The sequence below is a fragment of the Curtobacterium sp. MCSS17_016 genome (assembly GCF_003234255.2).
GTDB lineage: Bacteria > Actinomycetota > Actinomycetes > Actinomycetales > Microbacteriaceae > Curtobacterium > Curtobacterium flaccumfaciens.
In genome coordinates, this window is the sequence record NZ_CP126254.1 from 651,705 (window position 1) to 673,617 (window position 21,913).

Sequence of the window (21,913 nt, forward strand, 5' to 3'; positions counted from 1 at the left end):
TCCCGAGTGGGGATCCGACCTCTTCTGCTCACGAAGCGCGGGGCATCCCACCCCGCGAACGCGTGTTCGGGACAGGTAGTTAGACAAACTAGTGAAGTGGTGCCACTGTTTGTCCCATGCAGAACACGCTGAACCAGCTCCGGTCCAACCCGGTCGAGTGGCGCCGTCGTGGACTCACCCCGCCGGACGTCATCCAGGCCATGATCGAGCAGCGCCTGGCCGAGCCGGGGCACTCCCAGCCCGTCGGCGACCCGTCGTACCAGGACTTCTTCCGGAGCTGATCCAGGGTCGGCCGGGCGGTTCGGGACGCACCGGCAGACAGACGGGAGGCGCGGTGCCAGCTGGCACCCCTCCCTCGCAGGCTCGGTCGGCGCGCCCCGCGCAACGCTTCGCGTCGCCGCTGAGCGGAACGCGCCCGTCCGTCTACCGGTGACGTCTCGGACGTCACTTGCCGATCTTGCCGTCGGCCGCGTCCTCAGCCTTGCCGATCTGGTCGCCGTGTCCGCCGCCGGTCGCCTTGTCGGCCGCGTCGCCCGCCTTGTCGAGGCCGGCGTCCGTTGCCTGCTCGCCCTTGTCACTGTCGGCGAAGTCCTTCGCCTTGTCTCCGATGCCGCTCATGTCGTGCTCCTTTCGCGTCGTGGATCTGGACGCGTCCGACCGTGCTCCGACCGATCCGGACGGACATCCAGGTGCGCTCCATGTGGACAAGCGACCCGCCGTCCACAGGACGTCACAGCGGGTGACGCGCAGGTGACCAGCCGATAGACTCGGGTGGACCACCGGCCCGGACGGCCGTGTGCGGTCCTCCGCCAACGTGAGGAGAACCAGATGCCCGCAGCAGTCATCATCGGAGCCCAGTGGGGCGACGAGGGCAAGGGGAAGGCCACCGACCTCCTCGGCTCCCGCATCGACTACGTCGTGAAGTTCAACGGCGGCAACAACGCCGGCCACACCGTCGTCGTCGGCGGCGAGAAGTACGCCCTGCACCTGCTGCCCTCCGGCATCCTGACGCCCGGCGTGACCCCGATCATCGGCAACGGCGTCGTCGTCGACCTCGAGGTGCTGTTCCAGGAGCTCGACGCCCTGCGCGCCCGCGGCGTCGACGTCTCGAAGCTGCTCGTGTCGGCCAACGCGCACGTCATCACGCACTACCACCGCACCGTCGACAAGGTGACCGAGCGGTTCCTGGGCAAGCGCCAGATCGGCACCACCGGTCGCGGCATCGGCCCGACCTACGCCGACAAGATCAACCGCGTCGGGATCCGGATCCAGGACATCTTCGACGAGAACATCCTGCGGCAGAAGGTCGAAGCCGCCCTCGACCAGAAGAACCACCTGCTGGTCAAGGTCTTCAACCGCCGTGCGATCGACCCGGAAGAAGTCGTCGAGTCGCTGCTGTCCTTCGCCGAGCGCCTGCGCCCGATGGTCGCCGACACCGCCCTCGAGATCCACCGTGCGCTCGAGCGCGGCGAGACGGTCCTGTTCGAAGCCGGCCAGGCCACGATGCTCGACGTCGACCACGGCACCTACCCGTTCGTCACCTCGTCGTCCGCGACCGCCGGTGGCGCCGCGACCGGTTCGGGCATCGGCCCGGGCAAGCTCGAGCGGATCATCGGCATCGTCAAGGCGTACACGACCCGCGTCGGTGCCGGTCCGTTCCCGACCGAGCTGTTCGACGAGTCGGGCGAGTTCCTGCGCGCCAACGGCTTCGAGTTCGGCACCACCACCGGCCGCCCGCGCCGCTGTGGCTGGTACGACGCCCCGATCGCCCGCTACACGGCACGCATCAACGGTGTGACCGACTTCGTGCTCACCAAGCTCGACGTCCTGACCGGGCTCGAGACGATCCCGGTGTGCGTCGCGTACGAGGTCGACGGCGTCCGCGTCGACGAGGTCCCGGTCAATCAGTCCGACTTCCACCACGCGAAGCCGGTATACCAGGAGTTCCCCGGCTGGACCGAGGACATCACCGGAGCCCGCACCTTCGACGACCTGCCGAAGAACGCGCAGGACTACGTCCTGGCGATCGAGGCGATGTCCGGCGCACGGATCTCCGCGATCGGTGTCGGCCCCGGCCGTGACGCCATCGTCGTGCGGCACGACCTGCTCGGCGACGACGAGCGAGCCGACCAGCGCGCCGGCGAACGCACCGACGCAGCGTGACGATGCGGATCCTGTTCGTCTGCAGCGGCAACATCTGCCGGTCGCCGCTCGGCGCGCAGGTCCTGACGGCACGACTCGGCCCGGACGCCCCCGCGTTCGTGGTCGAGTCGGCCGGCACCATCGCCGACGACGGTGCCGCGATGGACGCCGCCGCGGCGGAACAGTCCGTCCGGCTCGGGGGCGACCCGTCGGCCCACCGGTCGCGGTACCTGACGGCCGAGATCGTCGAGCGCGCCGACCTGGTGCTGACCGCCGAGCGATCGCACCGTGCAGCCGCTGTTTCCCTGGCGCCCCGGGCATCCAAGCGGACCTTCACGATCAAGCAGTTCGCGCGGGTGCTCGCCGGCCTCGAGTCCGGTGACCTGGCCGACGTGACGACCCCGCAGGAACTCGTGGAGCGCGTCGCGCGTCTGCGTGGAACGGTCCCGCCGCCCGCCGACCCGGCCGACGACGACGTGGACGACCCCTACCGTCGCTCGACGGCGACCCACCAGCGCGTGGCCGACGAGGTCGACGTGGCCCTGACGGGCATCGCGGACGCATTGCGCGCCGTGGTCTGACCCCCTGACGGACAGGAGGCCCGGTGTCAGCTGACACCGGGCCTCCCGTTTGTCTGGACTGCTCGTGTCCTGCGAGTGATAACGATTCTCAGTTGCATGTAAGGTCGCTGTGGCAGCGCGCAGCGCTGCGTCCCCGCCTCTCAGCAGATCAGGAACCCATGCGTCCACGCTTCCTCATCGGTGCGCTCGCGCTCGCCGTGATCATCCCCGGCGCGCTCCTCGTGCGCCCCGCACCGCCCTCGCCCGACCGACCGCTCGCGGACTCCGTCCCCGCCTGGACCGCACACGCGGAGCGCGGCGACCCGGTGACCGTCGACGAGTTGTCCCTCACCGTCCTCCTCGACCCCGTGCACCTCGACCGCGCCCCGGCCGTGGCGACCTGGTTGCGCGGTGCCGGGCTCCACGTCGGCCCCGTCGAGCGCTCGATCGCATCCCTGCCCGTTCGCGGGACGGCCGCGCGCATCGCGGACGCCTTCCACACCTCCTTCGTGCGGTGGGGCGTCGCCGGACAGAGCGCCGTGGCACCGGTCCGCGCCCTCGCCGTGCCACGCGGGCTGACCGCCGTCGTCGGCGTGTCCGGAGCCGTTGACTCCGACGCCGTCCGACCGACCGAGACGACCACTGCAGCAGCGGTGGCACCCACCCCGGCACCGGGTGAGACCGTCCCGCGACCGCCGGTCCTGGCCGACGACGGACAGTGCGCAGCATGGTGGGGCGAGCGCCTCACGACGGACTGGCCCGCATCGGTGCCGGTCACGCACCGATCGAACGCGCTGTGCGGGTACCAGCCGGCCCAGTTGCGCGAGGTCCACGACGTGCCGGCCGGGTACACCGGACGCGGCGCGACCATCGCGATCGTCGCCGCCTACGACGACCCCGACGTCGAAGCGAACACGGACACCTACTTCCGGGCGGCGGGCGCCCAGCCGTTCCGCTCGGGGCAGTACCAGCACCACGCTCCGGCGTCGCCGGACACCTCCCGCTGCGGCGGGCCGCAGAGCTGGACAGAGGAGCAGCACCTCGACGTGCAGGCGGTGCACGCGATGGCCCCCGACGCCGACATCGAGTACTGGGGTGCCGACGACTGCAGCACCACCTCGTTGTTCTCGCGGATCCTCGACGTCGTCGAACACGGCAGTGCGGACGTCATCAGCCTGTCGTTCGGGTCCACCGAGGACCTGGACACCGCGGACGACCGGACGCTGCTGAACCGGGTGCTCGTCGAGGCGGGGGCCCGGGGCATCTCGGTGTTCGCGTCCTCCGGCAACGACGGCGACAACAGCGCCGTCGGTGACCACGACTCCGGCCCCGACGTGTCGTCGCCGGCGTCCAGCCCGTACGTGACCGCGGTCGGAGCGACCAGCACCGGGCTCGCCCGTGACGGTTCCGTCGCGGTCGAGGCTGGTTGGGAGACCGAGACCCGCTTCGCGCGCAACGGTGCCCTCATCCCGCCGGGCTTCGCGTACGGCGCAGGCGGCGGCCAGTCCGACGTCTACGACCGACCGACGTGGCAGCGCCAGCTGCTCGACGAACCGGGGACCGGGCGACTCGTCCCCGACGTCGCGTCGATCGGCGACCCCAACACCGGCTTCGTCGTGTACGGGCCACACAAGGGCGTGACCGGCTACGTCACGCACGGCGGCACGAGTCTGGCGACCCCGATGGTCGCCTCGATGGTCGCCATGGCCAAGGCCGCCACGGGGGTCCGGATCGGGCTCGTCACGCCGATGCTCTACGAGATGCTCGGGACCGACGCCGTCCGCGACGTCCGCCCCGCTTCCGCTGCCACCTGGTCGCCGCGCGGGCCCGATGCCGGAGCGCTGTGGCCCGAGACCCTGTTCCTCTGGGACACCGGTCGGCAGGGACTCCGGTCCGCACCCGGCTGGGACGACGTGACCGGGGTCGGCGTCCCCGCCGGCCGCGCCTTCTTCACCGCGTTCGCCGAGGAGGCCCGCCGATGACCGATCGTCCACGCACCAGTTCCGTCATCGCGCTCGCGGCCTCGGCGCTGCTCGGCATCGGCCTCGTGGTGCCCATGCTCGCGCTGCCGGCCAGCGCGGACACCGCGGCCGACGGCGCCACCCTCGCCGCCGCGTCGGGCGTCGAACTGACCGACATCGACGGTGGCACGCTCACCGCACCGACCCCGGCCGTGCGCTGGGACTCGGGCGACCCGACGGTGGCCCGGGTCGACACGACGCAGGACGTCCTGAAGCTCAACACCACCCGCACGAGCGGTCTGCGCTCGGAGGCCGGCCCGGACGGGGCGACCTCGACGATCGCGAGCGGGGAGTTCACCCTGCGCGATCGTCCCCCCGTCGTGTTCACCGGACTCCGCGCCGCGTGCACTCCCGGCGGCACCCCCGCGGTGTCGTTCGACCGCCTGACCATCGACGGCGACGACGTCACCACCGAGGCCACCGCGACGCCCGGGTGGAGCCGCGACCTGCCGGAGTCCCGTTACGGCGCCACCAAGGTCGTCGTCGGTAGCACCACGACGGCCGCCGACGGCACCACGACGACGGTCGCGCTCCGCATCGACGCCGAAGCCGGTGCCTCCGAGATCTGGCGCGTCCGTGCCGGATCGGTCTCCTGCGCGGCGGGTGACCGCTGGCCGGCACCCACCCCGACGCCGACGCCGACGCCCACCCCGACCCCGGCTCCGACGCCTGATCCCGCGCCGCAGCCCACCCCGGCCCACGGCGACGCCCTGGCCACCCGGAGCGTCAGCGGTGTGCAGGTGACTGCCCCGGACGGAACCGTGCTCATCGACGGGCAGCCCACGGTGACCGGCGTCGCGAAGCGCACCGCCGACCGGGTCGACGCTGCCGACGGTTCCCCGTCGACCGCACGTGGGGTCACCGTCTCGACCGCGGCGGACGGTACTTCGGACGTGCACCTCGACTCGTTCGAGCAGATCCCCGACCGCGCCTCGGACCCGGTCGCGGAGTACCGCTGGCCAGCGCTGCGCGTGTACGGCCTCGACGCCCACCTCACGCCAGAGGGGACGATGACCGTGGACTTCGCGAACGAGTCGAACGCGGTGTTCGTCAACGGGGTGTGGATCAACACCGCCACCGACCTGTACACCGGCGTCGACGCTGACGGCAAGGAGCGGGTCAGCGTAGCCTTCGGGGAGCGCACGGTGCACGCGGACGGCAGCACGACCCTGACCGCGCTGCACTACCGCGACCTGACGGGGGCGCACCCAGACGTGCGGCTCGGCGCCGTCACGATCCCGGCGAGGGCGAGCAGCCCGACGGACGCTCGGGTCACCGCCGCCTTCGGGGTGGGCGTCCGGGGGACGGGCGGTACGGCGCTGGTCGCCCCGCAGCCGCGGGTCACCAGTGCCGGGGAACACCGTTCTGCCGCCCGCATCGACGCGATCGCCGACTACCCCGCCCGGGCAACCGACGTCACGGCGGCGATCGGGGACGACGGCGACACCGCGACCATCTCGGTCGGGCACTTCGAGCAGATCCCGGACGAGGCCACCGACCCCGTCGCCGCCTACCGCTGGCCGGCACTCCGCGTGAACGGATTGCACGCCGAGGTGACGGCGGCCGGCACGATGACGGTCTCCTTCGACGACGAGTCGAACGCCGTGTTCGTGAACGGGGTGTGGATCAACACCGCCACCGACCTGTACACGGGGCTCGCCCCGGACGGGACCGAACGGGTCCGCGTCCACCTCGGCGAACGGACCGAGAAACCGGACGGGACCGTCACGCTCACGGCGCTCCGCTACGAGGACCTGACCGGGACACACCCCGACGTGCTGCTCGGCCAGGTGACGTTGGCGGCGGCGCAGCCCGCCCCGGACCCGACCCCGGGCGGGGGCGGCACCACGCCGACACCGGAGCCGCACGACCCGGCCATCGCACGCTGGCATGCCTTCGGGCTCCGGGCATCCGGACCGAGCGACGTCCCGGCGCAACCCGTCGCTGCGCCCGCCGCCGACGGCACCACCGTGACCGAGCGGGCGGACCAGGTCGGGGACGGCGCCACCGGACAGCTGCGTGTCGACGGGGTCACGGTGCGGTCGGCGAGTGACCGCGGCGAGGTCCGACTCGAACGGGTCGTCCTCTACCCGGGCACGAGCATCGCCGGCGAGCTCCGTGACGTCCGTGTCCGGGTGACCCACGGCGGTGCCACCGTGACGACCGCGGGTGGGCGGATCGCGGGCACCGCCATCCCGGCGGGCACGATCCGGGCGAACACCCGGATCGCCCTGCCCGGCGGGCTGGGGAAGGTCGTGCTCAACGAGCAGCGGACCCGCGGGCGGGACCGGACCGTCACCGCGCTGCACCTGAGCGACCCCGCCGGGTTGGCAGCCGACGTGTCGGCAGCGGTGGTCACCACGGCAAAGGTCGATCCGCCCGCGAACGGCGGGAATGGCGGGCAGGGCGGCGGCAGCGCAGCCGGAGGCCCGGGCAACGAAGCGGCTCCCGGTGCCCTGACGCCGGACGGCACGAGCCCGGCCGGTACGAGCGGTACGAGCGGCATCGGGACGGGCAGCGGAGACCTCGCGTTCACCGGTGCCTCGCTCCTGCCGGGCCTCATCGCGGCGGTGCTCCTGCTCGGTGCGGGTACCGCGATGGTGGCGCTGCGGCGTCGACGGCGCGTGCGCTGACCGCAGGCCCGCGGGATCGCGGGACGTCAGGCCCGGTGCCGGTCGGCACCGGGCCTGACGTCCGCCGCGTGGGGGAGGCCCGCGCGACCGCCACGTGCGAGGATGACTCATGCCCGTCGTCGAGTCCCGCTGCGTCATCCCGGTCGAGCCCGACGTGGCGTTCGCCGTCTCGCAGACACAGGGAGCGATCCGGAAGCGGTGGGACCCCTTCATCCGCCGCCAGCACCTGATGGACGGTGCGACCGTGCCGGCGAAGGGCGTCCGGACGTACACGGTGCAACGGTTCGGGTTGGCGATGGAGAGCGAGTACGTCTCGTACCACCCGCCCTCGAACGTGGGGATGAAGATGACGAAGGGCTCGTGGTTCTTCGAGCGGATGGGCGGAGGATGGCGCTTCCAGGCGGCTGAGGGGCACCCCGGGCACACACTCGCGGTCTGGCGCTACAACTTCACCTGCAGGCCGAAGTGGCTCGCGCCGATCGCCGAGCGCATCGGCGTGCTCGTGCTGCAGCGGGACATCGACCGGCGCATCCGGGGGTTCGCCCGCGGCTGCGAGGACCCCGTCGTCCTGGCCCACGTGGCCACGCAGCGCGCTGCCTGACCGGACCCGCGAGACGCCGGCGTCTGCGCACGACGACGGCGTGTTCAGGAGTGCCGAACCGACCGAAAAGCACTTGCATCCTTCGATGGAACTCCCGCAGGTGCATCCCGAAGCCGGTCGTCCCCGAGCGCGCTGGTTCCTAGCGTCGTGTGCATGACGAACACCACCGAAGTCCGGCCCACCGCCGGCACCGCAGCCCGCGACCGAGGGGGTGTCCGCGGCCTCATCGCCCGGCACCCGCTCGTGTCCTTCTTCACCATGGCACTCGGCCTGAGCTGGCTCGCGTGGGTGCCGTACATCCTGTCGCCGCACGGCATGGGCGTGTGGGACATCCACTTCCCCGAGGTCCTGGGCAGCGGACAGTTCACGGGCGTCCTGCCCGGGGCGCTCCTCGGCCCGTTGGGCAGCGCGTTCATCGTCACCGCGGTCGCCGACGGTCGCGCGGGGCTCCGCCGCTGGGTGGGACGGCTGTTCCGCTGGCGGGTCGCCTGGTACTGGTACGCGCTGGCGCTCGTCGTCGTGCCGGCCCTGATCGTCGTCTCCGCGCTGCCGTTCGCCGGCGGTGACGTGCGGGCCCCCTCGGCCCTGGCGTTCGCCATGCTCGTGCCCGGACTGATCATCCAGCTGTTCTCGACCGGCCTGAGCGAGGAGCCCGGCTGGCGCGACTTCGCCCTGCCCCGCCTGCAGCACCGCTTCGGAGGCCTCGGCGCCGCAGCGATCCTCGGCCCGATCTGGGCGCTCTGGCACATGCCGCTGTACTTCAGCGACTGGGGTGGCTGGCCGAACGCGCACTGGAGCGAGCCCGTCGTGTTCGCCCTGTTCACCATCACCTTCAACGTCGTCATGATCCAGGTCTTCAACAAGACCCGCGAGAGCCTGCCCCTGGCCCTGCTGCTGCACGTCGGCGTGAACAACACGATCTCGACGCTGTTCCCCGAGATGTACCCGAGCATGACCGCTGGCACGCTGATGATCGGCCTGACGATCATGTCGACGATCGCCGCCGTCGTGCTGCTCGTCGTGACCCGTGGCCGCCTGGGCTACGACCCCGCCCGACGCGCCCTGCCCCTCGACGCACCGGTCCCCACCCGCGCCCGCCTCGTAGGATCCAACGATGGCACCCGCTGAGCACGACGCGCTGCACGCACCGGCCGAGCCGGCAGCGCAGCGCGAGCCGGCAGCACAGCCTGCGCGATCGACCCAGCCCGCGCGATCGGCCCAGCCCGCGCAGCGCGCCCGCCGTGTCGATGTGTTCGTCGCCCTCGGCACGGCCGTCGTCGCACTCGGGCTGCTGCTCGGCCTGCCGCCCCTCGACGCCCTCGAGCCCGACGGCCCCGCCCTGGCGATGCGGGTCCCCGCGGTGTTCACCCTGGCGTGGAGCGTCCTGGCCCTCGGCCTGCTGGCCCAGTCGGCCGCCCTGCTCGCCGCCCGTCGGGCGCCGCGCACCGTCCTGGTCGTGGTCGCCGCCCTGCCGGTGCTGGTCGCGGCGCTCGCCCCGCAGTCGTCCGACCTGTTCGGCCTCACCGCACTGCCCGTGGTCATCGCCGTCGTCCTCGCCGCGCTCCGCGTCCCGCTGGCCCGCCTGTGGCCGACGCTCCTGGTCGCCGGCGCACTGGTCGCCGCCGGCAGCGCGGTGTTGGCCGCCGTCGCCGGTGACACGACGGCCGCCGTGTCCGGCTCGCTCGGGCAGGGCGTGCTGCAGGCGATCGGCGCGGTCGGCCTGCCCCTGCTGGTCACCCTGCTCGTGCAGTCCCGCCGCGAGGTCCGCGTCGCCCGCACCGCCGAGGCCAGCGCCGTGAACCGGGAGCAGGACGCCCTGGTCGATGCCGCGGTGTCCCGCGAACGTGCCGCGATGGCCCGTGAGCTCCACGACATCGCCGCCCACCACCTGTCCGGCATCGCACTGATGGCCGCCGTCATCGACCGGCAGATCGACGCGGACCCGGAGCGTGCCCACGAGGGTGCCCGCCAGGTCCGGGAGCAGAGCACTGCCGTGCTCGAGGACCTCCGCCGCCTGGTCGGCCTGCTCCGCGACGACGCCCCTGCCGAGCGCGCCGTCGAGACGGTCGCCGGGATCGTCGACCTGGCCGAACGTGCCCGGTTCCGCAGCGACGTCCGGCTCGACGTGCTGCTGGGGGAGCGTCCGCTGGCCGACGGCGTCGGCCCGCTCGCGCAGCTCGCCGCCTACCGCACCGTCCAGGAGGCGCTGGCCAACGCCGCCCTGCACGCCCCGTCCGCCCCGTGCACCGTCACCATCGACGACCGCGACGCGACCCGGGTGGTGATCCGGGTGGAGAACGCACCGGCCACCGTCCCGGCAGCGGGGACCTCTCCCTCGGGCGGCAACGGCCTGCGGGGGATGCGCGAGCGGGCGGACCTGGTCGGGGCGCGCCTCCAGACCGGCCCGACCGCGACCGGCGGATGGCTGGTGGAGCTGGCGCTCGGCCGGGAGGCACCTGCCGCACCCGCGCAGGCCGCCGACGGCCCCGGGGTGGTCGCGTGATCCGCGTGCTGGTCGCGGACGACCAGCCCCTGGTCCGCGCCGGGGTGTCCGCGCTCCTCGGTGCGGAGCCGGACATCGAGGTGGTCGGCGTGGCCGCCGACGGCGGCGAGGCGCTCGCGCTGGCGCGCGAGACGCGACCCGACGTCGCCTGCCTGGACATCCGGATGCCGGTGATGAACGGCATCGAACTCGCCCGGATCTTCTGCGCACCGGACGCCGATCCGGCGATCCCCGCGCTCATGCTGACGACGTTCGACCTGGACGACTACGTGTTCGGGGCGCTCGAGGCCGGGGCTTCCGGGTTCCTGCTCAAGGACGCCGAGCCGGACACCATCGTCGACGCCGTGCGGCAGGTCGCCGCCGGCAACGGCACGCTCGACCAGGCCCTGACCCGGCGGGTGCTGCAGGAGTTCGTGTCGCGGCGGAGCCTGCAGCCGGTCTCCGGCGACCGGGCCGACGGTGTGCTGACCGCCCGTGAGCGCGAGGTGCTCCTGCTGCTGGCGCAAGGGATGTCGAACGAGGAGATCGCCGTAGCCCTGGTGCTCGAGGTCTCGACCGTCAAGTCGCACCTGGCGCGGATGCTGCCGAAGCTCGGGGTGCGGTCGCGGCTGCAGGCCGTCGTGTGGGCGTACCAGAACCGGATCGTGACGGTGCCGGAGCAGCCGTAGCGCGCCCGGAGTCAGCCCGTGGGCTGCGGCGTCAGCCGGCGGGCTGCGGCTCCGCGGCGCCGGGGACGACGAGCTGCCAGACGTCGTCGTCTCCGTCGTGGGAGAGGTACAGGCGGAAGGCGCCCTCGTCGGCGAGGGGGTCGCCCGAGAGGTACTCCACCGGTTCGCCGCTCGTCTCGCACTGGTCCGAGGTGCTGATGACCTGGATCGTGTCGCCGGGGGCGGCGGCGTCACCCTTCGTGACGTCGGTGACCGTCGCCTCGTACACCTCGTAGATGCCCTGCGGCTCCACCGTGCGGTCGGTCGTGGTGACGTCGGCGTCGACGACGAGTTCAGCTGCGTCGCGACGTTCGGCCGGGGTCTTCAGCTGGACGTAGTCGGTGCACCCGGTGCTCTGCACGTTGTCGTCGTTGCTCGGGTTCGTGGGGGCGCCGGTCCCGCCGCCGACTTCGGGGGCGCAGCCCGCGAGGGTGCCGCCGAGCACCACGACGAGTGCCACGACCGGTGCGATCCGTCCCCACTGCATGGGGCGAGTATGGCTCACGACGCGACCGGGGGCTAGCCCGCTGCGCCCTTGGCACCCTCGGCGGCGATGTGGATGGCCTGCTGCATCCGGACCGACACCTTCTTCGACATCGCGACCGTCGGGTGGACGCCGTCGTACGTGCGCGAGGACGGCCAGCCGCCGTCGAGCCGGCGGTCGGCTGCCCACGGGTCGACGAACATCCAGCCGCGGGTGAGTGCGTGGTTCTGCAGGTCGCGGTTCAGGATCTCGCCCTGCTTGCGGCGGTCGATGTGCTTCTTGCTGTAGTTCGTGATGTTCGACGGGGCGATCGCGGCGATCACGACGTGGCGCGCGCCGACCTTCTTCGTGATCTTGTCGATGTTGTTCAGGATCGACTTCGTGCTGTACCCGTAGCGCAGGTCGTTCGTGCCGGCCATCACGACGAGGACGTCGGCATCGTGCGCCGAGCTCCGTTCGAGGATCCGCGTCGAGGTGGCTCCTCCGATCGAGGTGCCCCCGACGTTGGCAATCGTCGGGTCCTTCAGCTGCCGCATCCACGAGGCGTCCATGGCCGTGAGCGAGTCGCCGGCGTAGGTGAACGTCAGTTTGCTCGGCGCCGGCGCCGGCGTCGGCACCGGCGTCGGCTTGGCCGTCGGAGCGGTGGTCGGGGCCGGGACGACGGTCTGGGTGGGCGCGGGGGCGTTCGGCTGGCTCGTCGGAGTGGTGGTGGGCGACGGCGCCGGAACGTCGGTCGTCACGGGTGCGGGAGCGTTCGTCTCGGTCCCCTCCACTGCGGTCGCGGTGTTCGGGACGGTGGCGAGCAGGGCGCCGGCGAAGACGGCGACGGTGGCAGCTGCGGCGATGAAGGGCAGGCGGGAGTGGCGCTGGTGGTGAGGCAACGTGGTCTTTCGTTTCGGGTGCGAACTTCATCACCCTAGAAGCTCCGTGACATGTCATCTTCCCCCAGGTCTGGGGGCATCACGGCTCGCGCTCCGCGGACAGACAGATCGTTCCCCCTGCTACACGATCCGACCGCTGTCCGGACCGTGCTCCGCGGCGAGGTGACCGGTTACTACCCCTTCGCGCCCTCGGCGGCGATGTGGATCGCCTGCTGCATCCGGACCGAGACCTTCTCGGACATCGCGACCGTCGGGTGGACGCCGTCGTAGGTGCGGGACCACGGCCACCCACCGTCCAGCTTCCGGTCGGCCGCCCACGGGTCGACGAACATCCAGCCACGGGTCAGCGCGTGGTTCTGCAGGTCGCGGTTCAGGATCTCGCCCAGTCGGCGACGGTCGACGTGGCTCTTCCCGTAGTTCGTGGAGTTCGACGGGGCGATCGCCGAGATCACGACGTGGCGGGCGCCGACCTTCTTCACGATCTTGTCGATGTTGCTCAGGATCGTCTTCGAGCTGCGCTGGTAGCGCAGGTCGTTGGTTCCCGCCATGACGACGAGCACGTCGGCGTCGTGCCTCGAGGTCCCGGCGAGGATCCTGGTGGTGGTCGCGTTGCCGATCGCGGTGCCGCCGGTGTTGACCATCGTCGAGTGTTGCAGCTGCCGCATCCATGACTTGGGCATCTCGGTGAGCGAATCGCCGGCGTACGTCCACGTGAGCTTGTCCGCGGTGGACGTGCTCGCCGTGGTCGTGCCCGCTACGGCGGTGGCGGGGTTCGGGACCCCCGCGAGCAGTGCGCCCGCGAGGACGGCGATCGATGCGACGGCGGCGATCAGGGGCAGGCGGAGTGCGAACTGGAAGTGCGGCAACGTGAGCTTTCGTTTCGGGTGCGAACCACTTCACCCTAGGGGAACGGCCCCGTGCTCCTGCGCCCCGGTCCGGGCGAAGCAGCCCGGCAAGGGGTTCCCGCCTGTCCGGGCGAAGCAGCCCGGCAAGGGGTTCCGGCCTGTCCGGGGAACGCGCGTTCCCGTTCGGGGGGCTGTGCACGGCCTCGCTCGGCTGGTGCAGTGTATGCATGCACATCGAAACGCCGCCGATGCCCGTCCTCGACGACACCGCCCTCCGTGGCGAGGTCATCCACGGGATGATCACGGCGCTGCGTTCCCGTCCGCTGCACGAGGTGACCCCCGAGGTCGTCGCGGCTGCGGCCGGGGTGGACACCGACGTCGTCGGCCGCACGTTCCCGAGCTGGGACGGCCTGCTGCTGGCGACCATCGACCGGTGGAACGAGGACCGCACCGTGCCGCTCATGCCCCTGGCCGAGCAGCACGGCACCATCCGGTTCCTGCGCGCGATCGTCACCGCGAACGTGGCCGACCCGTCGCTCATGCGGTTCCTGACGGCGACGCTGAACATCGCGGCATCGCCCGAGCACCCGCTCGCGCCGATGCTGCACGCCCGGTGGCGACGGTTCCACGCCTTCGTGCAGCACGCCCTGGAGCGTGACGTCATGCTCGGTCGTGAGCCGAGCACGATGGAGCCGGCCCGCGGCTCGGAGCAGCTGCTCGCGACCTACGAGGGACTGCAGCTGCAGTCCATGGTGCGGCCGGAGATGGACCTGCTCGAGGCCTTCGACCGCGCCGTGACGCGTCTGCGCGAGGGCTGGTCCCGCGCGTACGTGCCGCCCGTCTGGGACCTCGCCCGGGTCGGTTGACCCTCCGGGTGGCTCGTCGGGCCGCCCCCACAGACCGAGGACGCTAGGGCGTCCGAGGGCAGACGCTCACCGTCTGCACGCGTCGCCGCACGATTCGGGTTCGAGCGGCGGCGCGTACCAATCTCTGCGAGACGGACGTGCGTTGCGCACCGGTCGCTGTGCGCCGGTCGCTCGTTCCGCGCCGTCAGTCCGCGTGCATCGCGAGCGGTCGCTCGGTGTCCACCTCGACCGGCTGCCTGCGGATCGCGATCACCGTGACGTCGTCGTCGTGCGGCACCTCGTCGGCGCGGGCCGACAGCGCGAGGACGACCGCGTGCGGGTCGCGGACGGCGCGGGCGATCGCGGCGACGGAGTCGATCGTGTCGTCCAGGTCGTCGTACAGGTCGAGCACACCGTCGCTGAACGAGACGAGCAGGTCGCCCGGTTCGAGGGTGCCGTCGGTCGTCGCCCACTCCTCGCGGATGCCGAGCCCGAGCGGCATGTCGCCGGAGCGCAGCCGGTCGACGTGTCCGTCGGCCCGCAGGACGAAGCTCAGCCCGTGCCCGGCGTCGGCCCACTGGAGGGTGCCGTCGTCGGAGATCCGGGCGTGGAACAGCGTGGTGAAGGCGAGGTCGGGTCCGACGCCCTCGGCGGTGAGGCCGTCGGAGGCCCGCTTCAGTGCGTCGGCCGGGTCCTCGACGGTCCGGGCGCTGCGCAGGGTTGCGCGCACCGCGGCCGCGATCAGCCCCGCGCCGACGCCCTTGCCCATGACGTCACCGAGACTCACCGCCACGCCGGTCGGCGTCGGGTACCAGTCGAAGAAGTCCCCACCGACACTCCGGGCCGGCAGGCAGGCACCGGCGACGACGACGTCGTCGGTGATGCGGCCGGTCGTCGTCGGGAGCAGGGATCGCTGCACCGCGGCCGCCCGGTCGATCTCGGCGCGGACCTTGCCCTCGCGGGCCTCGGCCGACCGCAGGGTCATGCGCGAGCGACGGGAGAGTTCGTGCACGACGACGGCGACCGTGCCGAACACGATGACCACGGCGCCGACGCGGACGAGTTCACTCGGCCCGGGCGGGTCGGTCGGGGTCAGCACGTACGGGGCGAGCATCACGACCAGCAGGCCGAGGACCGCGAACGCGACGGTTCGACGCCCCTCGAGCGATGCCCACCAGATCACCGGAAGCACCACGAGCGCCGTGAACACCGAGGCACCCGCACCCGTTCCGGTGCGCAGCAGTGCGATCGTCAGGAAGTCGACGGTCAGCAGGATCGGCACCACCCAGGCGGCGCGGCGCACGAGCGTGGGGATCGCGCTCAGCAGGGTCGCGACCACCATGCCGACCACGCTCGCGACGAAGAGGTGGTGCTGGGTGATCGGCAGCGACGGCATCACGATGCTGAGGAACGCCGACAGCGCCAACAGGCCGCTGATCGGAGCCTGACGGACGAGAGGGTTGTCGACGATGCTGGTTGGGCGAGTCATGCTCAGTGCAGGCTAGTGGTCCGCGCGGCTGAGCGACCGCCCCTGACCCGATCTGGGGACGCGGCTCTGGCCGATCAGCGCGGCCAGGTGGCGACGACCGCGACCGCGTTGAACAGCACGTGCGCCAGGATCGCGCCGCCGATGCGGTCGGTCATCGCGACGAGCGTGCCGGTGAGCAGGCCGAGCAGGAACGTCGTGACGAACACCTGGAACCCGCCGAGCGACGTGCCACCCGCACCGAGCAGCAGGTGGAGCAGCGCGAACAGGAACGCCGTGACCAGCACCGCGAGGAACCGGGTGCGGGGCGTGAGCTCGGCGGCGAGCCGGCGCTGGAACAGTCCGCGGAACACCACTTCCTCGAGCACCGGGCTCACGACGACGATGCCGATCGCCGACACGAGCAGCAGCCCGACGTCGGGCGTGCCGAGGGACGGTGCGGGGACCAGCCCGGTCGTCCCCGTGAACGCGAGCGACATGACGACGTCCACCGCGCGGCACACGATCACGATGCCGATCGCGAAGACCACGATCCCCAGGTCGAGCCGCAGCCGCGACAGCATCGCGGCAGGCGGGGTCCGACGGAGCACCACGGCGGCCGCGACGACGAGCGGCACCCAGACGGCGGCGTCCGCGGCGAGCACCTGCAGGACCGGCGAGGGGATGCCCCCAGTCCGGGTGACCTGTCCGACGATCCGGGTCAGGATCACGGCGACGCCGAGTGCGACGAGGATGACGATGAGGTCCCGCTGTCGCCGAACGCTGGGCTCGGTGGTGGTCTGGGCCGGCTCGGAGCGCATGGGGCCACCGTAGAGGACACCGCGCGGCGGATGGCGACTTCCCCCGAGTAGTACTCGTTCCTGTGGCACTATTTGTATGCCGTGCGCTGGGAGTACCCCGGCGTGCCTGTGACGGGACCACAGGGACGGTTCGGATCGGGGAAGGCAAAGGCGTGGAACTCCGCGACTACATCACGGTGCTCCGCAAGGGTTGGGTACTCATCGTCGTGCTCGCCCTGGTGGGAGTGGCCGCAGCCGCAGGGTTCTCCCTGCTGAAGAAGCCGGTCTACTCGGCATCGGCGCAGGTCTTCGTCTCCACGGAGACGTCCGGCAGTGCCAGTGACCTGGCGCAGGGCAACACCTTCACCCAGCAACGGGTGCTGACGTACTCGAACCTGGTGTCGACGCCGATCGTGCTGCTGCCGGTCATCTCGTCGCTCAAGCTCGACATGAACGCGGACCAGCTCGCGACGATGGTGTCGGCGACGGCGCCGACGAGCACGACCCTCATCGCGATCTCGGTCGAGGGCACCGACCCGGTGCAGGCCGCGAACATCGCCAATGCGACCTCGCAGAGCCTGACCAACGTCGTGCAGGACATCGAGGCCACCGACGCGAGCGGCAAGAGCACCGTCAAGCTCACCCGCGTCAAGCAGGCCGACGTGCCGAGCGTCCCGGTCAGCCCGAACGTGCCCGTCAACGTCGCGCTCGGGTTGCTCGTCGGGCTCGCCCTGGGCATCGGGATCGCCGTGCTGCGCCAGACCCTGGACAACCGGATCCGCACCGAACTCGATGTCGAGAAGATCAGCGACAAGCCCGTCGTCGGCGGGATCGCCTACGACGCGAAGGCCGCCGAACGCCCGCTGATCGTGCAGGTCGACCCGCGGAGCCCCCGCGCCGAGTCGTTCCGCACGCTCCGCACCAACCTGCAGTTCCTGGACATCGGCACCGGTGCACGAACCTTCGTCATGACGTCGTCGATGCAGTCCGAGGGCAAGAGCACCACCGTCGCGAACCTGGCGATCGCCCTGGACAGCGCCGGGTTCCGCGTCATCCTGATCGACGCCGACCTGCGCCGCCCTCGCGTCGCCGAGTACATGGACGTCGAAGGCAACGCCGGCCTGACCGACGTGCTCATCGGCCGCGCCGACCTGGAGGACGTGGCCCACCCGTGGGGACGCGGCAAGCTCGTCGTCCTGCCCGCCGGTCAGATCCCGCCCAACCCGTCCGAGCTGCTCGGCTCGAGGGCCATGCAGGACCTGATCGACCTGCTCGAGCAGCAGTTCGACTACGTCCTGTTCGACGCCCCGCCGCTGCTGCCCGTCACCGACGCGGCGATCCTGGCCAAGAAGGCCTCCGGCGCGATCGTCGCGGTCGCCTCGGGGCAGACGCTGAAGGGCCAGCTCGCCGCGGCCGTCGCGACCCTCGAGAACGTCGGCGCCCCGATCTCCGGCTTCGTCATCACGAAGATGCCCGTCAAGGGCCCGGGTGCGTACGGCTACGGCCGCTACGGCTACGGGTACAGCTACGGCCACGACGAGGACGACAACACCGTGACCACGTCGACGCGCCCGCCGAAGCGCACCGGCAAGAAGCTGGGCGTCTTGCGCCGAGCAGGACGCTGAACGGAGTCGAGGGACATGGACACTCGCCGGGGGACCCGAAGCCTCGGTCGTGCACTGCCGAAGACCACGCTGATCACCGTGGCCGTCGTGGTGGTGGCGCTGATCGTCATCGACGTCGTGCTCGTCGCGCTCGCCCTCGGTCGCACGGCACCGGAGGAGAACGGCCCAGCCGGTCCGATCCCCACCTTCACCGGCTCACCCGACACGAGCGAGACGCCGCGGGCGAGTGCGTCCGCTGACGCAGACGCCACTGCGACCAAGCAGCAGGGTCGCCGCCTGTTGGCAGCGGTCGACGGCCAGGAGGCGTGGCGCGCGTCCGGTGGGTCGTGCGGCGGCCCGCGGCCGGTGCTGGAACACTCCGTGGACGGCGGAGCGACGTGGGTTCCGGTGGGACTCGGGACGGATGTCGGATCGCTCATGGCGATCCGGGCCTCCAGCGCGGAGCTCTCGGTCCTGGCGGGCGTCGGCGACGACTGCACCGCGACCGCGCGGACCAGCACCGACGCCGGCGTGACGTGGGAAGCCGCGGCGCCCGGCGCCGCTGGCGCCGGCATCAGCACCGACGGTGTCGTGCTCGCGAGCGGGACGGAGCAGGCGCCGTGCGGCGACCCGATCGACGCGTTCCAGGGCGAGAAGACCGCGGTCGTCATCTGCGACGGCCAGCTTGAGTGGCGCACCGGCGACGCCGCGTGGGTCGACGTGCCGATGGGCGGCGTCCGTTCGATCGGCGTCGACGGTGGCAACTACACGCTCGCCCGCGTCGGCGCGGCAGCGTGCGACGGCGTGCAGATCGAGACCATGTCCGCGTCGGACGTGACGCCCTCGTCGTCCACCACGCCGATCGGCTGTGCCGACGGCGCGGACACGGACAACACCGTCACCATCGACCGTGCTGGCCAGGACGTGTGGCTGTGGGACGGCACGACCGTGCGGGTGTCGTCGGATGGTGGCGCGACGTGGTGACCGGGTCGTCCTCGTGACGGCGGATGCGCTCCGCGCACCGCGCGCCGTCGGCGCCACCGACGAGTGGAGCCGCACGTACTCGCGCCGTGTGCTCTTCACCGATCTGCTGGCCCTGATCTGGGTCGTCTTCGGTGTGCAGATCGCCTGGCTCGGACTCAAGTCGAACCTGGCGACCAACACCGCCGACCTGCGACTGAGCTACTTCGCCATCTCCATCGTCGTGATCGTCGTGTGGATGAGCGCGCTCGCCCTGTACGACACCCGGGGTGCCCGGGTGATCGGCGTCGGCAGCACCGAGTACCGCCTGGTCGCGGACTCCAGCGTCCGGGTGTTCGGCCTGCTCGCGATCGCGGCGTTCCTGCTGCACGTCGACCTGGCCCGCGGCTACGTGCTCATCGCGTTCCCGATCGGGATCCTCGTCCTCCTGCTGTCGCGGTGGATCTGGCGCCAGTGGCTCGTGGCACAGCGTCAGCAGGGCGCGTACTCGGCGACCGTGCTGCTCGTCGGCTCCCCGGCCAGCGTGCTGCACATCGGCCGCGAACTCGCTCGCTCCCCGGAAGCCGGCTACCGCGTGGTCGGGGCGGTCGTGTCGACGAACCACCGAGGTCTGCTGACGGGGTCGACCATCCAGAGCCACGGCGGCTTCGACGACGTCGGCTCCGCGCTGCGCGAGACCGGCGCCGACACCGTCGTGATCACCAGCTCCGACGACCTGCCGCCGGAGCGCGTCCGCGAGCTCAGCTGGTCGCTCGAGCCGGGCAGGCAGCACCTGGTGGTCGCGCCGAGCCTGACCGACATCGGTGGTCCCCGCATCCACACCCGGCCGGTGCAGGGCCTGCCGCTCATCCACGTCGAGACGCCGACGTACTCGGGGCGCAAGCTCTACACGAAGCGCGCCTTCGACCTGGTCGGCGCGGCGCTGCTCGTCGTCGTCCTGTCGCCGCTGCTGCTCGTGCTCGCCGTGCTGGTGACGACCACCTCGACCGGTCCGGTCTTCTTCAGACAGGAGCGCGTCGGCCTGAACGGCACCACGTTCCGGATGATCAAGTTCCGCTCGATGGTCGTCGACGCCGAGCAACGGCTGCAGGAGCTCAGCGCGCTCGACCGGGCCGAGGGCAACGACGTCCTGTTCAAGATGCGGAACGACCCACGGGTCACCCGGGTCGGCGGGTTTATGCGCCGCTACAGCCTCGATGAAGTGCCGCAGCTGTTCAACGTCCTGGCCGGCAGCATGTCGCTCGTCGGACCCCGGCCGCCGTTGGCGCGTGAGGTCGCTCGCTACGACACACGTGTCCACCGTCGGTTCCTCGTCAAGCCCGGAATGACCGGATTGTGGCAGGTGAGCGGTCGATCCGACCTGTCATGGGAGGATTCCGTGCGGCTTGATCTGTACTACGTGGAGAACTGGTCAATGGTGGGGGACACGGTAATCCTTTGGAGAACCCTTCGCGCCGTGACCTATGCGGGCGGAGCATATTGACCAGCGTTCTGATCGATGCGTGGCGCGATCTCCCCGCCCGGTACCGGAGGCCGACGATTAGATGAACGCTACTCGTCGTCCGCTCCGATCCCAATTCGTGTGGGTGCTTTCGGGGCGTGTCGCTGCTGCTCTACTGCAAGCGGCGTTGATGCTCCTACTTGCCCGGACGGTTTCACCGGCGGAGTTTGGCTTTTTTGCAGCGCCGTACGGTATTGCAACGGTGGTTCAGACGGCATTTGATCTAGGGCTGCCCTCGCTGGCTGTGAAGCGGCGTTCGCGGGATGCCGGAGATGGGCAGGTCACGACTCTGCTTCATCTCAACAGCCGACTTTCGCTGGCGATGGCAGTGGCCATGCTTGTGGTGACTGTTGTACTGGGTTTTTTGGTCGATGACCGGTACTTCTTCCTGCTGCCTCTTTCGCTCTGGGCAGCGGCCGAGCGGAATGCGGACGCCTGGTTAGGTGTTGCACTCGCCGACGGCGACGTCTGGGTTAATATGTGCAATCTGGTGGCCCGCAGAACGCTCAATCTCATCACTTTTGGCATATTAATTTCTCTGGGCGGGGTTCAGCCCTTGCTCGCATTCTCGATCGGCTCTGCAGTCGCAGCGGTCGCATCCAACGTGTTCGCCAAGTACTTTGTGAAAAAGCGGCTACCTTCCCCGGGGGAGCTTCGGCTCCGAAGCGCCCTCGGCCAGTCGTGGCCCTTTTGGCTCAGCTCTGTTTCGTCGCAGGCTCGTAATGCCGATACCGCAATCACCGCGTTGTTGGCAGGCGCCACTCAGGCCGGACTCTACGGTGCGGCCAGCCGACTGACAGGCCCTCTCCGCCTCTTCGCCACGTCGCTCGCGTCTCTTCTCTTGCCAGCGGCCAGCAGAAGATCAGGATCGGACCTGATTCGGCTGGTGCGTGCAATCGGAGCTGTCATCGTGCTCTCTTCGCTGGCGTACGGCTTGATAGCGTTGCTGGTGCCAGCGCTACTGCCAATCGCCCTGGGCGATGCGTACAAGGGATCGATTGCCAGCATCCAGATCATCCTGATCGGGCTCGTATTCGCGTCTGCCAGCGCGCTCGTTGAGGCCGTGCTGCAAGGCATCAACAAAGAGCGTTATGTCGCGACCGTCTCTACGCTTACGTCCCTCATTGCTCTCTCAGGAGTGGCCGTGGGCGCGAGCATGTATGGAGCAACCGGGGCGGCGGTCGGCCTCAGCATCGCCTTCGTCCTTCAAGCCATACTTCTCGGATTTGGTCTTCTGGTGGGTCTCCGTGGCGCTCAGGCAGACAAATCGGTTCGAAAGGGATAAATTGACTCTCGATAAGCGACGGAAGCCTGCGTCTAATCGACTATTCCACTATTAC

General features: G+C 70.8%; 20 protein-coding genes. 14 read left to right on the forward strand and 6 right to left on the reverse strand.

The genetic code is table 11. From position 1 onward, the window contains the following. Positions 1-116: 116 nt before the first annotated feature. Positions 117-281, forward strand: coding sequence for a hypothetical protein (locus DEJ19_RS03225; protein WP_155896763.1), 165 nt, complete (start codon positions 117-119; stop codon positions 279-281). A gap of 163 nt (positions 282-444) precedes the next feature. Here the strand turns inward: DEJ19_RS03225 and DEJ19_RS03230 are convergent, their stop codons facing one another. Continuing rightward, on the reverse strand, positions 445-618 hold the full coding sequence (locus tag DEJ19_RS03230) for an antitoxin (RefSeq protein ID WP_071404361.1): 174 nt from the start codon (positions 616-618) through the stop codon (positions 445-447). Positions 619-828: 210 nt separating this feature from the next. Between DEJ19_RS03230 and DEJ19_RS03235 the strand changes: the two genes are divergently transcribed. The 8 genes from DEJ19_RS03235 to DEJ19_RS03270 all read left to right on the forward strand — a co-directional run bounded on the left by DEJ19_RS03235 (position 829) and on the right by DEJ19_RS03270 (position 11,128). Further along, entirely contained in the window at positions 829-2,163 is a 1,335-nt protein-coding gene (locus DEJ19_RS03235; protein WP_017886319.1) for an adenylosuccinate synthase, read from the forward strand. Positions 2,164-2,165: 2 nt separating this feature from the next. Next, positions 2,166-2,723, forward strand: a complete 558-nt coding sequence (locus DEJ19_RS03240) for an arsenate reductase/protein-tyrosine-phosphatase family protein (RefSeq protein WP_258377479.1) — start codon at positions 2,166-2,168, stop codon at positions 2,721-2,723. Between the two features lie 158 nt (positions 2,724-2,881). After that, positions 2,882-4,684, forward strand: coding sequence for a S53 family peptidase (locus DEJ19_RS03245; protein ID WP_111095001.1), 1,803 nt, complete (start codon positions 2,882-2,884; stop codon positions 4,682-4,684). Beyond that, positions 4,681-7,356, forward strand: a complete 2,676-nt coding sequence (locus tag DEJ19_RS03250; RefSeq protein ID WP_284176583.1) for a hypothetical protein — start codon at positions 4,681-4,683, stop codon at positions 7,354-7,356. Before DEJ19_RS03245 ends, DEJ19_RS03250 begins: the two co-directional genes overlap by 4 nt. Before the next feature lie 109 nt (positions 7,357-7,465). Continuing rightward, positions 7,466-7,957 carry an SRPBCC family protein gene (locus DEJ19_RS03255; protein WP_111233891.1) on the forward strand — a complete coding sequence of 164 codons (492 nt, stop codon included), beginning with the start codon at positions 7,466-7,468 and terminating at the stop codon, positions 7,955-7,957. 153 nt (positions 7,958-8,110) lie between these two features. Further along, positions 8,111-9,085, forward strand: coding sequence for a CPBP family intramembrane glutamic endopeptidase (locus DEJ19_RS03260; protein ID WP_111233892.1), 975 nt, complete (start codon positions 8,111-8,113; stop codon positions 9,083-9,085). Continuing rightward, on the forward strand, positions 9,072-10,460 hold the full coding sequence (locus tag DEJ19_RS03265) for a sensor histidine kinase (RefSeq protein WP_111233893.1): 1,389 nt from the start codon (positions 9,072-9,074) through the stop codon (positions 10,458-10,460). Before DEJ19_RS03260 ends, DEJ19_RS03265 begins: the two co-directional genes overlap by 14 nt. Next, the gene (locus tag DEJ19_RS03270; protein ID WP_111233894.1) at positions 10,457-11,128 is read left to right on the forward strand and encodes a response regulator; all 672 of its coding nucleotides are present in this window, start codon (positions 10,457-10,459) and stop codon (positions 11,126-11,128) included. Before DEJ19_RS03265 ends, DEJ19_RS03270 begins: the two co-directional genes overlap by 4 nt. Positions 11,129-11,159: 31 nt before the next feature. Here the strand turns inward: DEJ19_RS03270 and DEJ19_RS03275 are convergent, their stop codons facing one another. The 3 genes from DEJ19_RS03275 to DEJ19_RS03285 all read right to left on the reverse strand — a co-directional run bounded on the left by DEJ19_RS03275 (position 11,160) and on the right by DEJ19_RS03285 (position 13,398). Beyond that, positions 11,160-11,654: a hypothetical protein gene (locus DEJ19_RS03275; RefSeq protein WP_111233895.1), complete on the reverse strand. Its 495-nt coding sequence runs from the start codon at positions 11,652-11,654 to the stop codon at positions 11,160-11,162. A gap of 32 nt (positions 11,655-11,686) precedes the next feature. Next, positions 11,687-12,532 (reverse strand): SGNH/GDSL hydrolase family protein, encoded by an 846-nt coding sequence (locus DEJ19_RS03280; protein ID WP_111233896.1) that lies wholly within the window; start codon positions 12,530-12,532, stop codon positions 11,687-11,689. A 173-nt stretch (positions 12,533-12,705) separates the two neighbouring features. After that, positions 12,706-13,398, reverse strand: coding sequence for an SGNH/GDSL hydrolase family protein (locus DEJ19_RS03285; protein WP_111233897.1), 693 nt, complete (start codon positions 13,396-13,398; stop codon positions 12,706-12,708). Between the two features lie 206 nt (positions 13,399-13,604). Between DEJ19_RS03285 and DEJ19_RS03290 the strand changes: the two genes are divergently transcribed. Then, a complete protein-coding gene (locus DEJ19_RS03290; protein ID WP_146250703.1) occupies positions 13,605-14,243 on the forward strand; it encodes a TetR/AcrR family transcriptional regulator in 639 nt (212 codons plus the stop codon). Between the two features lie 184 nt (positions 14,244-14,427). Here DEJ19_RS03290 and DEJ19_RS03295 read toward each other — a convergent pair whose 3' ends face one another. Both DEJ19_RS03295 and DEJ19_RS03300 read right to left on the reverse strand, forming a co-directional pair. Beyond that, positions 14,428-15,711 carry a PP2C family protein-serine/threonine phosphatase gene (locus DEJ19_RS03295; RefSeq protein WP_111233899.1) on the reverse strand — a complete coding sequence of 428 codons (1,284 nt, stop codon included), beginning with the start codon at positions 15,709-15,711 and terminating at the stop codon, positions 14,428-14,430. A 74-nt stretch (positions 15,712-15,785) separates the two neighbouring features. Beyond that, entirely contained in the window at positions 15,786-16,508 is a 723-nt protein-coding gene (locus DEJ19_RS03300; protein WP_110864272.1) for a CPBP family glutamic-type intramembrane protease, read from the reverse strand. A gap of 152 nt (positions 16,509-16,660) precedes the next feature. On the opposite strand from DEJ19_RS03300, the gene DEJ19_RS03305 reads away from it, so the two are divergent. The 4 genes from DEJ19_RS03305 to DEJ19_RS03320 all read left to right on the forward strand — a co-directional run bounded on the left by DEJ19_RS03305 (position 16,661) and on the right by DEJ19_RS03320 (position 21,858). Beyond that, positions 16,661-18,112 (forward strand): tyrosine-protein kinase domain-containing protein, encoded by a 1,452-nt coding sequence (locus DEJ19_RS03305; protein WP_111099900.1) that lies wholly within the window; start codon positions 16,661-16,663, stop codon positions 18,110-18,112. Positions 18,113-18,127: 15 nt separating this feature from the next. Continuing rightward, positions 18,128-19,075 (forward strand): beta propeller repeat protein, encoded by a 948-nt coding sequence (locus DEJ19_RS03310; RefSeq protein ID WP_111099901.1) that lies wholly within the window; start codon positions 18,128-18,130, stop codon positions 19,073-19,075. Further along, the gene (locus DEJ19_RS03315) at positions 19,056-20,555 is read left to right on the forward strand and encodes a sugar transferase (RefSeq protein ID WP_258377453.1); all 1,500 of its coding nucleotides are present in this window, start codon (positions 19,056-19,058) and stop codon (positions 20,553-20,555) included. Before DEJ19_RS03310 ends, DEJ19_RS03315 begins: the two co-directional genes overlap by 20 nt. Positions 20,556-20,616: 61 nt before the next feature. Continuing rightward, positions 20,617-21,858, forward strand: coding sequence for a lipopolysaccharide biosynthesis protein (locus DEJ19_RS03320; RefSeq protein WP_111233900.1), 1,242 nt, complete (start codon positions 20,617-20,619; stop codon positions 21,856-21,858). The last annotated feature ends 55 nt before the right edge of the window (positions 21,859-21,913 follow it).